17 protein-coding genes are annotated in these 13,977 nt (G+C 67.4%); 8 read left to right on the top strand and 9 right to left on the bottom strand.

The features are described 5' to 3' along the window. The first annotated feature begins 10 nt into the window (after window positions 1–10). A complete protein-coding gene (locus tag EGT50_RS14520; RefSeq protein ID WP_164873423.1) occupies window positions 11–871 on the top strand; it encodes a 5-oxoprolinase subunit C family protein in 861 nt (286 codons plus the stop codon). Between the two features lie 15 nt (window positions 872–886). Here EGT50_RS14520 and rlmB read toward each other — a convergent pair whose 3' ends face one another. The 5 genes from rlmB to carD are packed head-to-tail and all read right to left on the bottom strand — an operon-like array spanning window position 887 to window position 4,958. Beyond that, entirely contained in the window at window positions 887–1,852 is a 966-nt protein-coding gene (gene rlmB, locus EGT50_RS14515) for a 23S rRNA (guanosine(2251)-2'-O)-methyltransferase RlmB (RefSeq protein ID WP_127955380.1), read from the bottom strand. Beyond that, window positions 1,852–3,261, bottom strand: a complete 1,410-nt coding sequence (cysS, locus tag EGT50_RS14510) for a cysteine--tRNA ligase (RefSeq protein WP_127955379.1) — start codon at window positions 3,259–3,261, stop codon at window positions 1,852–1,854. Before cysS ends, rlmB begins: the two co-directional genes overlap by 1 nt. 11 nt (window positions 3,262–3,272) lie before the next feature. Continuing rightward, the gene (gene ispF / locus EGT50_RS14505; protein ID WP_127955378.1) at window positions 3,273–3,749 is read right to left on the bottom strand and encodes a 2-C-methyl-D-erythritol 2,4-cyclodiphosphate synthase; all 477 of its coding nucleotides are present in this window, start codon (window positions 3,747–3,749) and stop codon (window positions 3,273–3,275) included. Between the two features lie 43 nt (window positions 3,750–3,792). After that, window positions 3,793–4,467 (bottom strand): 2-C-methyl-D-erythritol 4-phosphate cytidylyltransferase, encoded by a 675-nt coding sequence (gene ispD, locus EGT50_RS14500; RefSeq protein ID WP_127955377.1) that lies wholly within the window; start codon window positions 4,465–4,467, stop codon window positions 3,793–3,795. Between the two features lie 2 nt (window positions 4,468–4,469). Further along, window positions 4,470–4,958: an RNA polymerase-binding transcription factor CarD gene (gene carD / locus EGT50_RS14495; RefSeq protein ID WP_127955376.1), complete on the bottom strand. Its 489-nt coding sequence runs from the start codon at window positions 4,956–4,958 to the stop codon at window positions 4,470–4,472. Between the two features lie 294 nt (window positions 4,959–5,252). Between carD and EGT50_RS14490 the strand changes: the two genes are divergently transcribed. Both EGT50_RS14490 and radA read left to right on the top strand, forming a co-directional pair. Continuing rightward, on the top strand, window positions 5,253–5,855 hold the full coding sequence (locus EGT50_RS14490) for a copper chaperone PCu(A)C (protein WP_127955375.1): 603 nt from the start codon (window positions 5,253–5,255) through the stop codon (window positions 5,853–5,855). A 155-nt stretch (window positions 5,856–6,010) separates the two neighbouring features. Then, complete coding sequence (radA, locus tag EGT50_RS14485; protein WP_127955374.1) at window positions 6,011–7,399, top strand: DNA repair protein RadA; 1,389 nt, start codon at window positions 6,011–6,013, stop codon at window positions 7,397–7,399. Window positions 7,400–7,402: 3 nt separating this feature from the next. Here radA and EGT50_RS14480 read toward each other — a convergent pair whose 3' ends face one another. Beyond that, the gene (locus EGT50_RS14480) at window positions 7,403–7,963 is read right to left on the bottom strand and encodes a PaaI family thioesterase (protein ID WP_127955373.1); all 561 of its coding nucleotides are present in this window, start codon (window positions 7,961–7,963) and stop codon (window positions 7,403–7,405) included. Window positions 7,964–8,099: 136 nt separating this feature from the next. On the opposite strand from EGT50_RS14480, the gene disA reads away from it, so the two are divergent. After that, on the top strand, window positions 8,100–9,185 hold the full coding sequence (disA, locus tag EGT50_RS14475; protein WP_127955372.1) for a DNA integrity scanning diadenylate cyclase DisA: 1,086 nt from the start codon (window positions 8,100–8,102) through the stop codon (window positions 9,183–9,185). A gap of 17 nt (window positions 9,186–9,202) precedes the next feature. Here disA and EGT50_RS14470 read toward each other — a convergent pair whose 3' ends face one another. Further along, complete coding sequence (locus tag EGT50_RS14470) at window positions 9,203–9,844, bottom strand: hypothetical protein (RefSeq protein ID WP_127955371.1); 642 nt, start codon at window positions 9,842–9,844, stop codon at window positions 9,203–9,205. Between the two features lie 139 nt (window positions 9,845–9,983). Next, the gene (locus EGT50_RS14465; RefSeq protein ID WP_127955370.1) at window positions 9,984–10,610 is read right to left on the bottom strand and encodes a carbonic anhydrase; all 627 of its coding nucleotides are present in this window, start codon (window positions 10,608–10,610) and stop codon (window positions 9,984–9,986) included. 98 nt (window positions 10,611–10,708) lie between these two features. Between EGT50_RS14465 and EGT50_RS14460 the strand changes: the two genes are divergently transcribed. Beyond that, on the top strand, window positions 10,709–11,587 hold the full coding sequence (locus tag EGT50_RS14460) for an HhH-GPD family protein (RefSeq protein WP_127955369.1): 879 nt from the start codon (window positions 10,709–10,711) through the stop codon (window positions 11,585–11,587). Window positions 11,588–11,613: 26 nt separating this feature from the next. Here EGT50_RS14460 and EGT50_RS14455 read toward each other — a convergent pair whose 3' ends face one another. Then, window positions 11,614–12,351: an alpha/beta fold hydrolase gene (locus EGT50_RS14455; protein WP_127955368.1), complete on the bottom strand. Its 738-nt coding sequence runs from the start codon at window positions 12,349–12,351 to the stop codon at window positions 11,614–11,616. A gap of 65 nt (window positions 12,352–12,416) precedes the next feature. Here EGT50_RS14455 and mhuD point away from each other — a divergent pair, with 65 nt between their 5' ends. From mhuD to EGT50_RS14440, 3 genes are all read left to right on the top strand, one after another. Further along, window positions 12,417–12,731, top strand: coding sequence for a mycobilin-forming heme oxygenase MhuD (gene mhuD / locus EGT50_RS14450; RefSeq protein WP_127955367.1), 315 nt, complete (start codon window positions 12,417–12,419; stop codon window positions 12,729–12,731). A 234-nt stretch (window positions 12,732–12,965) separates the two neighbouring features. Further along, window positions 12,966–13,160 (top strand): CbtB domain-containing protein, encoded by a 195-nt coding sequence (locus EGT50_RS14445; RefSeq protein WP_127955366.1) that lies wholly within the window; start codon window positions 12,966–12,968, stop codon window positions 13,158–13,160. Further along, complete coding sequence (locus EGT50_RS14440; protein WP_127955365.1) at window positions 13,151–13,966, top strand: CbtA family protein; 816 nt, start codon at window positions 13,151–13,153, stop codon at window positions 13,964–13,966. The genes EGT50_RS14445 and EGT50_RS14440 overlap by 10 nt, the downstream gene beginning before the upstream one ends. The last annotated feature ends 11 nt before the right edge of the window (window positions 13,967–13,977 follow it).

The following is a 13,977-nucleotide window of genomic DNA, read 5'->3' as shown; positions in this document are numbered from 1 at the left end:
CAATCGACGCATGGCATGGCTCGAAGTCCTGCGCGCCGGCGCGCGTACCACCGTCCAAGATCGTGGGCGGGTCGGCCATGCGTCACTGGGAGTTGGGGTTGCGGGCGCCGCGGACATCACCGCGCACGACTGTGCCAACCGCCTCGTCGGTAACGACCCATCGGCCGCCGCCCTCGAGGTCACGTTGGGCGGACTCCAGATTCGCGCGGTCGGTCCGGCGACGATCGCGGTTACCGGCGCGCCCACCCCCCTCACGATCAACGGCGCGCCCGGCCCGCTCTACTCGACGATCCATCTGCAGGACGGCGACCAAGTGGCGCTCGGTATCGCCCTTGCCGGACTGCGCTCCTATCTCGCGGTACGTGGCGGGATCGACGTCCCCGCCGTCCTCGGCAGCCGCTGCACCGACACCCTCTCCGGGATCGGCCCCGAACCGATCCGCGACTCGGTCCGACTCCTGATCGGAAACCTGCACGGCGAGTTGCCGATCGAGAACTTCGTTCCCCCTCCGGCGCCGGCCACCGACCCAGTCGAACTGCGGATCCACATGGGCCCGCGGGACGACTGGTTCACGCCCGACTCCCGGACGGCACTTGTGCGGCAGACGTGGGAGGTAACCGCCGACACCGACCGGGTCGGCACACGTTTGGAGGGTCCGGCTCCGCTGCTCCGGGCCAACCAAGGTGAACTGCCCAGCGAGGGCATGGTGACCGGGGCGTTGCAGGTGCCACCGAACGGCATGCCGGTGCTGTTTCTGGTCGATCACCCTGTGACGGGTGGCTACCCGGTGATCGCGGTCGTCGTGGAAGACGACATACCGGCCGCAGCGCAGCTACGACCGGGGTCTCGCATCAGATTTCACCGGGTGTAGCGATCCGGTGCACGGTCAGCCGCGGCGTTGCCGGGCGATCTCGGACAGCACCACACCGGCGGCGACGGATGCGTTGAGCGACTCGACCTCACCGGCCATCGGGATGCTGAGGATCGTGTCGCACGTTTCGCGAACAAGCCGAGAAAGACCCTTGCCCTCGGAGCCGACGACGATCACGACCGGGTCGGTGCCGTCGTAGTTGTCGAGACTCGTGTCGCCGCCCGCGTCGAGGCCCACGACCTGGATGCCCTTGGCCTGCCAATCCTTAAGCGTACGAGTCAGATTCGTGGCTCGTGCGACGGGCATTCGGGCCGCCGCACCGGCGCTGGTACGCCACGCGACCGCCGAGACGCTCGCGCTGCGACGCTGCGGAATGACGACGCCGTGACCACCGAAAGCAGCCACCGAACGCACCACGGCACCGAGGTTGCGAGGATCGGTGATGTTGTCGAGCGCGACCAGCAACGCCGGTTCCTGGTCGGAGCGGACCCGGGTGAGCAGATCGTCCGGGTGTGCGTACCTGTACGGCGGCACCTGGAGTGCGATGCCCTGGTGCATCCCGTTCGAGCTCATCCGGTCCAGATCGGTCCGCGGTACTTCGAGGATGGAGATGCCGGTGTCGGCGGCGCGCTGTACCGCTTCCTTGAGCCGATCGTCGGTCTCGGCACCCACCGCCACGTACAGCACGGTCGCCGGCACACCCGCGCGCAGACACTCGACGACGGGATTGCGTCCGAGCACCGTTTCCGGGGCGTCCTCGGCTCGGCGAATCGCCGCGACGCGCTGGGCCTGGCGTTGTTCCGCGGCCCTCGCGGATGCGCGAGCCCTCTTGCCTGCGGGATGCTTGGTCCGTGCCTCGGCGGGAGGCGTGGCGCCACGCCCCTCGAGGCCCTTACGGCGCTTGCCACCGGACCCGACGACCTGGCCCTTCTTGGTCCCGCCCTTCCGGACCGCACCACGCCTACTCGAATTGCCTGCCATCACGTACCCGATTCGTTGGAAGAAGATCGTTCGAGCGACCACTCGGGCCCACTCGGGGTATCGGTCACGGCGATGCCCGCCGCTGCCAACCGGTCCCGGACCTCGTCGGCCAACGCCCAGTTCTTGTCCGCCCGGGCCTGCTGACGCCGGTCGAGTTCGGCCTGCACGAGCACGTCGAGGGCGCCCATGGCCGCCGAGCTGTCCGTCGCCTCGGTCCAATGCGGGTCGAGCGGATCCATACCGAGAATCCCGAGCATCGCCCGCACCTGCGCTGCTAGTGCTCGCGCGCCCTCCGAATCGCCCGATTCGAGTGCGATGTTGCCTTCGCGCACCCGTCCGTGAATTTCCGCGAGCGCCGCGGGCACGTTCAGGTCGTCGTCGAGCACAGCCGCGAACTGCTCGGTCCACTTTCCGACATGGACCTCACCGGCGCGTTCGACCGTGCGCATCACGAAGGACTCGCAACGGCGGTACGCGATCGCGGCTTCCTGCAGCGCCTCCTCGGAGTACTCGAGCATCGATCGGTAGTGGGCGCTGCCGAGGTAGTACCGAAGTTCCTGCGGGCGAACAAGTTTCAGCACATTGGGCACCGAGAGTACGTTGCCCAACGATTTCGACATCTTCTCGCCGGACTTCGTGACCCAGCCGTTGTGCAGCCAGTACCGTGCGAAGCCGTCGCCGGCGCACTTCGCCTGCGCGATCTCGTTCTCGTGATGCGGGAATACCAGATCCATTCCACCGCAATGAATATCGAACTCCCGCCCAAGGTAGAACACGGCCATAGCTGAGCACTCGAGGTGCCATCCCGGCCGTCCTGGCCCCCACGGCGTCGGCCACGACGGCTCCCCCGGCTTCGCGGCCTTCCACAACGTAAAGTCCCGCGGGTCACGCTTGCCTGCGGCCTCGCTCTCACCCTGATGCACGTCGTCGAGCTTGTGTCCCGACAGCTTGCCGTAGTCGGGGAAGCTCGCGACGTCGAAGTACACGTCACCCTGCGCCGCGTACGCGTGACCGTTGTCGACGAGGCGCTGCATCATGTCGACCATTTGCGTGATGTGGCCGGTCGCGCGCGGTTCCGCCGACGGCGGCAGCACCCCGAGCTGTAGGTAGGCCCAGTCGAACGACCGCTCGTAGGTCGCGGCCCACTCCCACCATGGGCGACCGGCCTCGGCGGCCTTGTTCAGGATCTTGTCGTCGATGTCGGTGACGTTGCGCACGAAAGCCACGTCGTAGTCGTGCGCAAGCAGCCAGCGCCGGAGGACGTCGAACGCGACGCCGCTGCGGACGTGCCCGATGTGGGGCTCGCCCTGAACGGTGGCGCCGCACAGGTACACCGACGCATGCCCGGGGGTCAGCGGAACGAAGTCGCGCAAAGCCCGTGTCACGGTGTCGTATAGGCGCAGGGTCACGACGTGCGATTCTACCGGGCGCTATCGGTGGGGATGACCAGCGCGGTCGCCATCGCGGCGACGCCCTCACCGCGACCGGTGAGTCCGAGTCCGTCGGTGGTCGTCGCAGATACCGACACGGGTGCACCCAGGACGTCGCCGAGCACGCGCTGGGCTTCCTCGCGACGCGGGCCGATCTTGGGACTGTTGCCGATGATCTGCACCGCCGCGTTACCCACGACGTAGCCGGCGTCCTCGAGCAGCCGCCGAACCTCGGCAAGCATCCGCGCACCGCTGACGCCGTCCCACTCGGGTCGGCCGGTGCCGAACACCGAGCCGAGGTCACCGAGTCCCGCGGCCGACAGCAGGGCATCACACAGCGCGTGTGCCGCGACGTCGCCGTCGGAGTGTCCGGCGCAACCGTCCGCGTCTTCGAACAACAGACCCGCCATCCAGCACGGGCGGCCGGGTTCGACGGGATGAACGTCGGTGCCGATTCCTACTCGCACGCGTGAAGCTCCCTTGCTCGAGGACTGCCCGGAGTTTCGCGGTTCAGGCCTGCCCGAGCAGAGCCCGGGCCAAAGCGAGATCCCACGGTGTCGTGATCTTGAATGCCTGGGGTTCACCGACGATGGTGCGTACCCGCTCGCCCAGCCGTTCGACAAGTCCCGCGTCGTCGGTCGCGTCACCGTCGACGTCGCGGTAGGCGCGGCGGAGTAGGTTCGCGTCGAAGCCCTGCGGCGTCTGGACCGCTCGCAGCTCCGAACGCGGTGGTGTGCCCGTTACGGTGCCGAGCACGTCGACCGTCTTGATGGTGTCGCTGACCGGCAGCACCGGGATCACCGCGGTGCGGCCCGCGTGCAGTTCGGCGACGACACGCGCGATCAGCGACGGTGGCGTGAGCGCTCGAGCCGCGTCGTGCACCAGCACTAGTTCGGCGTCGGTCGCCGCAGCGAGTCCGGCGCGAACCGAATCGGCCCGCTCATCCCCGCCGGCGACGACCACAACGCTGTCGGGTAGATCCGCCCGCGCACGATCGACCAGTTCCTCGGGCACGATCACTACGACCGTGTCCACGACCCCGGATTCGAGCAGGCCGTCGACGGCCCGACAAAGCATGCTTCGACCGGCCAGTTCGACGAAGGCTTTCGGAATCGATTCACCAAGCCGAACTCCGCGTCCGGCGGCCGGGACCAGTGCAACGACCGGCCCTCGATTCTCGCTCACCGTCAGGAGGCTGCGGCCAGAACCTCGTCGAGAATGGTCTCGGCCTTGGCGTCGTCGGTTCCTTCCGCCAACGCGAGCTCACCCACGAGGATCTGCCGGGCCTTAGCCAGCATCCGCTTCTCGCCCGCGGACAGCCCACGGTCCTGCTCACGCCGCCACAGGTCGCGCACGACCTCGGCAACCTTGTTCACATCACCCGACGCGAGCTTCTCCAGGTTCGCCTTGTAGCGGCGAGACCAGTTCGTCGGCTCCTCGGTGTGCGGCGCACGAAGCACCTGGAACACTCTGTCGAGCCCTTCCTGGCCGACCACGTCACGCACGCCGACGTACTCGGCGTTTTCCGCGGGAACGCGGACGGTGAGATCGCCTTGAGCGACTTTGAGAACGAGGTATTCCTTCTGTTCACCCTTGATGGTGCGGGTTTCGATCGCCTCGATCAGCGCCGCTCCGTGATGGGGGTATACGACGGTGTCTCCGACCTTAAAAATCATCTGTCCCGTGCCCCTTTCGATCTTCCGAGTTTAACACGTGACCAAAGGATCGGCTCATCAACGGTGCAGGTCAGGGGCTTCCTTGCCTGATCTTAGGGCTTGACAGGAGGCCTCAATCGTGCATTTCCGACCGTCCGAAGTGCCGGATCGGGAACGCCTGGGCACCTTCGGGGACCGACGCAGGCTCTGCTGTGGACCCGTCACGAGGTCGTTACGAGTACCCACCGAACTACCGGTCGAGGCTGACTACTACTCTGCCTAGTGGATGTGAAACTGACCCATGGAGGACAACCCGTGACTGCTCTCAAGGCGTCGCCTACTCGTCGAGTCGCCACCGCCGTCGCTCTCGCTGCCGGCGCGACGCTGGTGCTGTCCGCGTGCGGCGCAGGTCAGATCTCTCAGACGGCCACCCAGGTCGCAGCCGTGAACGGCAACAAGGCCGATGCCGACAACATCGCACTGCGCAACGTGCACGTCGTCTACCCCAACTCCGAGGAGTACAGCCTCGAGCCCGGCGGCGACGTCCAGCTCGCGTTCACCGCAATCAACCTCAGCGAGCACCAGACCGACCAGCTGACGGCCATCCAGACCGACTTCGCCGGTTCCGTCACCGTCGACGAGCTCGACGGCACCCTCGAGATCAGGCCCCAGACCTCCCTCGGTGCTGGCAATCCGGACATCACGGTTCCCGAGGAGGCCCCCGAGACCCTGAGCCTGATCGACGTCACCCTCGAAGACATCACGGAGGGCGTCCGACCGGGCCTGACCTTCCCGGTGACCTTCACGTTCCAGAACGCCGGCGACGTCGTCGTGCAGGTTCCGGTCGATGCCGGCCCCACCACCGAGCGTCACGAGTCGGAGTTGTCCCCCGACGTGGTGACCGAAGGTGCCCACTGACCCACTGAATTCTCCGCAGCCTGGATTCTCCGCAGCGCTTCCAGATGATCCCAGGTGACTCTGTCACCTGGGATCATCTGTTTCGTCGGGTTGCCTTCAGAACCGAGCGGGCGTGGATACCGTCTGGTGTCGGGTGATCCCACTAGGCTGCCGGCGTGGCAAGAGCGAAGTCGAGCTTCCGGTGTTCGTCATGCCAGCACACGGTCGCGAAGTGGGTGGGCCGCTGCCCCGAGTGCGGCACCTGGGGTTCGATGGACGAGGCGCCCGCTCTCGCGGCGGTGGCGGCCCGTCCCGGCGTTTCGCTGGCCCGCAGCGGCGCCGCGGCGCTCTTGCCGACCACACCAGCGGCGCCGATTACCGAGATCGACGGCACGGCCACCCGCGCCAAGCCCACTGGTGTCGACGAACTCGATCGGGTGCTCGGTGGTGGCGTCGTCCCCGGTTCGGTGGTGCTGCTCGCCGGTGAGCCCGGCGTCGGGAAGTCGACATTGCTGCTCGAGGTCGTCCGCCGGTGGGCGTCGCGTGGGCCCGACGACCGAGCTCTGTACGTGACCGGCGAGGAGTCGGCCGGTCAGGTACGACTGCGGGCGGATCGCACCGGCGCGGTGCATGAGCGGGTATACCTTGCGGCCGAATCCGATCTCGCGACGGTACTGGGCCACATCGAGCAGGTCCGCCCCACACTGCTGATCGTCGACTCGGTGCAGACGATGCTCGCCGCCGACGTCGAGGGCGTCGTCGGCGGCGTTACGCAGGTGCGGGCCATTACCAGTGCGCTGACGTCGCTCGCGAAGGCCAGCGGCATTCCCGTGTTGCTGATCGGCCATGTCACCAAGGACGGCGCGGTCGCCGGCCCTCGCTCGCTCGAACATCTCGTGGACGTCGTGCTGCACTTCGAGGGCGACCGGCACTCAACGCTTCGGATGATCCGCGGCATCAAGAACCGGTTCGGCGCGGCCGACGAGGTGGGCTGCTTCGAACTACGCGAGGACGGCATCGCCGGAGTCAGCGACCCGTCCGGACTCTTTCTCCATCATCAAGCCGACGAGGTGTCCGGCACCGCTGTCACCGTCACGATGGACGGGAAACGTCCGCTGCTCGGCGAGGTACAGGCGCTGGTCGCCCCCACCCACAACCCTTCGCCCCGTCGCGCAGTGAGTGGGCTCGACTCGGCCCGGGTGTCGATGGTGTTGGCGGTCTTGGAACGACGCCACGGCATCAAGCTGTCCGACCGGGAGGTCTACGCCGCGACCGTCGGCGGGATGCGGATGACCGACCCGTCGTGTGACCTCGCGCTGGCCATCGCGGTCGCCTCGGCCGGCAAGGACCGGCCGATCCCCGCCGGCACGATCGTGCTCGGCGAGGTGGGACTGGCCGGCGAAGTCCGCCGAGTCACCGGTGTCGGCCGCAGGCTCGCGGAGGCCGCGCGGATGGGATTCACCCGCGCGGTGGTACCCGTCGATTCCGGAGACCTCCCGAAGGGCATCCGCCCCGTCGAAGTCTCGAACGTAGGTGACGCCTTGCGAGCGTTGCGCCTTCGCTGAATATCAGACCGCGGAGGTTTCGAACGGCGACGTCGGGACCCCGTCGACGAAAGCCGCGGTCGGCGCGAAGTGCTCGGACGAGACCGTCAGGAACAGGCCCCGTGACGTCGCGACCGGGGTGTTGGGGTCGGCGCCTGGCCCCTCGACGATGTACGCCTCCGAGGAGGTGTACACCTTGCGGCGGACCGTGCCTTCGAGACGCGCCCGGAACTCGAGCACCGCGCCGAGCGGGATGGGACGGGCGAAGTCGACCTCGAGGTGTGCGGTCACGACCGGGACGGCGAGAATCATGCACGCCGTGCCCTGCACCTCGTCGAACGCGGACGAGAGAATGCCGCCGTGGATCACGCCCGGACCGCCCTGGTATCGCTTGGCGACCTCCAGTCGACCCGTCACGGAGCAGTTCTCGCCGGCGGTGAAGCTCATCGCCATGCCGGCGGGCTGGTCGTCACCGCAACCGAAACACTTCGACCAGTGCTGGGGTAGCGGGTCGCCGGGAGCCGGGAAAAAGTCCGGCACTTCCGGCTTGACGAGGTCATCGGGCAAGGTCCAAGTACTGCTCACAACTAGGTAATGTAGAGCCGTCCAGACCGCGGCCCGAACACGGCTCGGCCAGATGTGACGTCGAACTCAGTCGGATCACGCGGATCGAATTCGAAGTGCAGACTGCCAAGCACAACCGCACCAGGGGGATCCCGCGATGAACGATGCCACGCCAGAGGCTGTGCTCCGCGGCACCATCGCCCGCCTAGCTCCCGGAACCAGCCTGCGTGACGCGCTCGAACGCATCCTCCGTGGCCGCACGGGTGCACTGATCGTCCTCGGGTACGACGAACAGGTAGAAGCCCTGTGCGACGGCGGATTCGAGCTGAACGTCGAGTTCGCGCCGACCCGTCTGCGCGAGTTGTCCAAGATGGACGGTGCCGTCGTGCTCTCTACCGATGGCACCCGCATCCTGCGCGCCAATGTGCAGTTGGTGCCCGACCACAAGATCCCGACCGTGGAGTCCGGCACCCGACACCGTGCCGCCGAACGCACGGCGATCCAGACCGGCTACCCGGTCGTGTCGGTGAGCCAGTCGATGAGCATCGTGAGTGTGTACGTCAGGGGGATCCGTCACGTCATCAAGCCGTCGGAAACCATCCTGTCGCGGGCGAACCAGGCCGTTGCGACGCTCGAGCGGTACAAGGCGCGCCTCGACGAGGAGACGCGACGGCTCTCGGTCGTCGAGATCGAGGACTTCGTGACGCTGCGTGACGCGCTCACCGTCGTGCAGCGGCTCGAGATGGTGCGGCGCACGTCCGCCGAGATCGAGCAGGACGTGCTCGAGCTCGGCACCGACGGTCGGCAGCTAGCGTTGCAGCGCGAAGAACTGGTCGGCGACAACGACGCTGTCCGCAACCTCATGGTTCGCGACTACCTGGCGGGGCCCGAGCCGGCGGCGACGGAGGCGGTCGAGAACACCCTCACCTCGCTCGACAAGCTCACCGACGTCGACCTGCTGAACCTGACGATCCTGGCAAGCACGTTCGGATACCCCGACACCATCGAGGCGCTCGACGCACCGATGAGCCCCCGCGGCTACCGGATCCTGACCCGGGTTCCGCGACTGCAGTTCGTGCAGATCAACCGGCTGGTGAGCTCGTTCGGCACACTGCAAGCGTTGCTCGCAGCCACCTCCGCGGACCTGCAGTCGGTGGACGGCATCGGGGGTCTTTGGGCGCGGCACATCCGCGAGGGGCTCTCCCGTCTCGCGGAGGCTTCGATCACCGGCCCCTACGAGTAGCGAACCCGAGCCGATCGTCAGACGAGGTTGAAGGGCTCCGGGGAACTGCGCAGCTCACCAAGCTGGGCGACCAGTGTGTAGGCGCCGGGTTGAACCTGGTTGCGCGTAGTAAGGCAGCCCGGGTCCGACGTCGTACCCGACCACCTGATCGTGAAGAACCTCTGCCCACCCGGCTCGAGGACCTCCACCCCCGGCTCGCCGTACGGGTAGCAGTCGGTGTTCGACCACAACCGCTCGTTCCCGTCGAGGGTGTACACGAGCACCTGTTGCAGACCCGAACCGAGGTCGCGTTCACACTTGGCGGTGCCGATGTTGGTGATCGCGATTGTGAAGCTTGGCTCCTGGCCTACCGAGTACTGGGGCAGGTCGGGTGTCGCCTTGATCGCCAAGGACTGGTCCTCGCAGTAGACGGGCGCGGCATCTATTGGTTCGGGAGCGGCGGCCTCCGAAGCCTCCGTCGCATCCGATGACTCGGTCGGGGTACTGGCCTCGGTGGGTTCGGCTGTGTCAGCCGCAGCCGCCGGTTCCGAGGAGCCCCCGCCGGTGACTGCTGAGATGATCCAGACGATCAGCGCGATCACCACGACGAGCACGCCGAGAGCGACCAGGCGCCGACGCCAGTAGACCTCGGGGGGCAGCGGGCCGGTCGGTTGAAACACGAATCAACGGTAGTTCCATACCACTGGCGCTTGCCTCAGGGGTCCCGGCGTGTCGCCCGGCTCGCACGGTCAGCTTCGACTCGGTGCGGCCGGGCGACACGGTTCGACTCGGGTGGCCGGGCGCCCAGACGGCGGGGGCTCAGCCGACCCCGTCGCCGACGTCGCCGACGGTGCTCTGCAGCTTGATATCGCCGTCGGCCAACTTGTAGGTGACGCCCACGATCGCGCACCTGCCGGCCTCGACTGCCTCAGAGATGATCCGCGACCGCTGCATCAGCAGCGAACCGGTCTCTACGACGTGCCGGCCTTCGAGTTCGTCGACGGTTGTAAGACCCTCGCGACGGCCCGCCAGGATCGACGGCGAGACGCGCTCGACGACGTCACGGATGAAGCCGGGTGGGACGGTTCCGTTGTCGAGTGCGTCGATCGTTGCCTTGACGGCGCCGCAGCTTTCGTGACCGAACACGACGACCAGCGGGACGCCTAGGACTCCGACGGCGTACTCGAGGGAACCGAGTACCGCGCTGTCGATCACGTGACCGGCGGTACGGACGACGAACATGTCGCCGAGACCCTGGTCGAAGATGATCTCGGCTGCGGTTCGGGAGTCGCCGCAGCCGAAGACCGCGGCAGTCGGGTGCTGGCCGTCGACCAGCTTCGCGCGGTCGGCGCTACCCTGGCTCGGGTGCAGCGGGGTACCACTGACGAAACGCTCGTTACCCTGCTTGAGGGCTTTCCAAGCGGAGATCGGGTTGGAATCAGGCATGGGGCAATTGTGCACGCCCAGGCCTTCGCCGTCTCGTCGGACACCGCAAATCGGGCGGCGCATGCCCGTGCCGGATGCAGGGAAGGGTGAGCGTGTCGATGTCGGTGGACAGTTCGGCGCTGCTTCCGTGGTACGAGGAGCAGGCCAGGGATCTGCCGTGGCGCCGCGAGGGTGTGACGGCTTGGCAGATCCTGATGAGCGAAGTCATGCTGCAACAGACCCCCGTCGCCCGCGTCGCCCCGGTCTGGGGAGATTGGGTGCGCCGCTGGCCGGTGCCGTCACTGATGGCAGCGTCGAGCCAGGCCGACGTCCTACGGGCTTGGGGCAAACTGGGGTACCCGCGACGCGCCCTGCGCCTACACGAGTGCGCGGCGGTGCTGGCCGCCGAGCACGGTGACGAGGTCCCGACCGACATCGACGTGCTGCTCCGCCTGCCCGGCATCGGCGACTACACCGCCCGCGCGGTCGCATGCTTCGCGTATGGGCAGCGAGTCCCCGTGGTGGATACCAATGTTCGACGTGTCGTCGCCCGCGCCGTCCACGGCCGTGCCGATCAGGGCAACCCTTCGGCCAAGCGCGACATGGCCGACGTCGACGCGCTGCTTCCTCGCACCCGGGAGCGGGCGGCCCGATTCTCGGCGGCGTTGATGGAACTCGGGGCGACTGTCTGCACCGCCCGGACCCCGGACTGCGACGGTTGCCCGCTGACTCGCTGCGCCTGGGTGGAGGCGGGCCGACCCGCGTTCGTGGGTGAGCCGCGCAAGGTGCAGAAGTTCGCCGGAACCGATCGTCAAGTCCGCGGGAAGCTCCTGGATGTGCTGCGAGGCAGCAAACACCCCGTCGAGCGCGAACGGCTCGACCTCGTGTGGCTCAGCGACCCCGGCCAGCGGGACCGGGCACTGGACTCACTGCTGGTCGACGGGTTGATCGAGCAGACCGAGGACGGCCTGTTCGCACTCGCCGGAGAAGGCAGCTGACGCCAGTCATTCGAGAGAGGCGCCCGTCATTCGAGGGATTCGAGGAACTCCTCGACAGCGTCGCGGTACCGCTCGGGCTGGTCGTCGTGGACGAGATGCCCGGCCTGGGCCACCCACACGTAGCGGGCGTCGTGGCCTTCGAGCATGCGGCGCATCTGCCCCTCCGGGGTGATCGTGAACTCGCCTTCGATGAGCAGCGCAGGCGCGCGGACGGCGTCCCACTGTGCCCAGAAGTCGCGGGTTCCCCACTCCTCCGAGATGTCGCGGAACGTCTCGACGTCGCCGTGCAGGTACCAGCCGTCGGCGCGCTGTTCGAACGAGTCGAGGAAGTAGCGACCGGCAACCTCACCGAAGTACTCGAGTACCGACTCCTCGGTGGGAAACGGCTGCGGCCAAGCGGAAATCATTGCTGCCCAGTCCTCTGCGGTGCGACCGCGGAAGTCGGGTGCCATGTCCTCGAGCACGAGTGCCCGGACCCGGTCCGGATAGGCGGCCGCGAAACACCACGCGTGCAGGGCACCCATTGAGTGCCCGATCACGGCGAGCGGCTCGTCGAGCCCGTCGAGCGCCTCAGCGAGGTCTTCGACGAACAGCTCGGTCGTCGGAAGACTGTCGATCGGCCGCCCGTGTCCAGCCGCGTCGAACGTGTAGACGCGGCCGTGTTCACGCAGCCACGACACGTGCCGCGACCACGTCCGTGCGCTCCCCATCAACCCGTGCAGCAGCAGTATCGGTCGTCCGGTCCCACCCTCGTCGTGCAACACGGAATCGACGGTAGCCGAACACGCGCACCCCGGAGAACACGCATCCCAGGAGTACTCTCACATCCATGGCAGTCGTGAAGATCAACGCAATCGAGGTTCCCGAGGGCGCGGGCCCCGAACTCGAGAAGCGGTTCGCCAATCGCGCACACGCGGTCGAGAACTCCCCCGGATTCCTCGGGTTCCAGCTCCTGCGTCCGGTGAAGGGCGATGACCGCTACTTCGTTGTGACGCAGTGGGAATCCGAGGAGGCGTTCCAGGCGTGGGTGAGCGGGCCGGCCCGCGAGGCCCACGCCGGTGAACGGGCCAAGCCCGTCGCCTCCGGCGCGTCGCTGCTCGAGTTCGAGGTGGTGCTCGACGTGACCGCGACGGGCGAAGCCTGATTTCCACCGACCCGACAGGGAACGGAAGCGTCGGATATTTCGCGGCGATGTTGACCGCTCAATTGACACCACGACCTGAAGGGTGCCAAAGTTCGCTCGACAGAGCGATGGATCGACGGTAATCCGGTGCCATTCCGGAGCGGTCGCGCCACTGTGTTCGGGGGCTGCCCCCGAGAGCCAGACACCCCGGCCATCGCATGGACCTAGCGGGACGCGAAATCCCAGGAGGCACCAATGGCATTCGTCTATTCGCCCGACAAGTCGACCGAGTCGGCCGCTGTCGCACTCATCGCCGCGGCAGTGGTACTGCTCGCAATGGTCGCCCTTTACTTGGTCGGATTCGACCAGGGCGCAATCTCCCGTAGTGGCATGTTCATGCACGAGCTCATGCATGACGGTCGCCATCTGCTGGGCCTGCCGTGCCACTAGCAACAGTCACCGAAAGCCTGAAGACGCTACTCCTCCGCGGCCTGCTCGCAGGCCTGATCGCCGGCCTTCTGGGCGGCGTCGTCGCATTCACGCTCGGTGAGCCGCACGTAGAGGCGGCCATCGAAATCGAGGAGTCAATGGGGGCAGCACCGGATCATCACGCCGCCGAGAGCTCGACTGCGGCGCACGACCACACCGCGGCTGCCACGGACGAGACGGAAGCATCCGGGGGCCATTCACATGGCGGCGACGCAACCGTCAGCCGCACCGGACAACGCGCCGGCCTGTTCCTCGCCACCGGCCTCGCCGGGGTGGCGCTCGGCGCGATCTTTGCGGTCGTCGTGCACTACGCACGCCGGTGGACCACGTTGCCCATGCCGCTGCTCGCCGCGGTGGTGGCCGGATGCGGTTGGCTCGCAATCCAAGCCGTGCCGTTCTTCAAGTACCCGGCCAACCCTCCGGCGGTCGGCGACCCGGACACGGTGAACGAGCGGACCCTGCTTTGGCTAGCTTCGGTAATCGTCGGCCTGGCTGCGGTCGCGGCTGCGGTGTACGTCGTCCGACGGCTCGCCGACCAACAGATGGTGTCCGTCCGGGTCATCGGAACGATCGCAGCGTTCCTCCTCGTCGTCGCGATCGGCTACGTTGCGCTACCCGGCGTCAACGAGGTCGGTGAGGACTTCCCCGCCACGCTGCTGTGGGAGTTCCGCATCTCGTCGTTCGCGACTCAGACAGCGCTGTGGCTCGGACTGGGGTTGGCCTTCGCCTTCCTCACCGAACGTGCCCAGCGGCGCGCGATCCGGTAGGCCGGATCGCG

This window comes from Rhodococcus xishaensis (genome assembly GCF_004011825.1).
In the GTDB taxonomy this organism is placed as follows: Bacteria; Actinomycetota; Actinomycetes; order Mycobacteriales; family Mycobacteriaceae; genus Prescottella; species Prescottella xishaensis.
The sequence above is the reverse complement of the archived record's forward strand: the minus strand, read 5'-3'. Positions and strand labels throughout refer to the sequence as shown.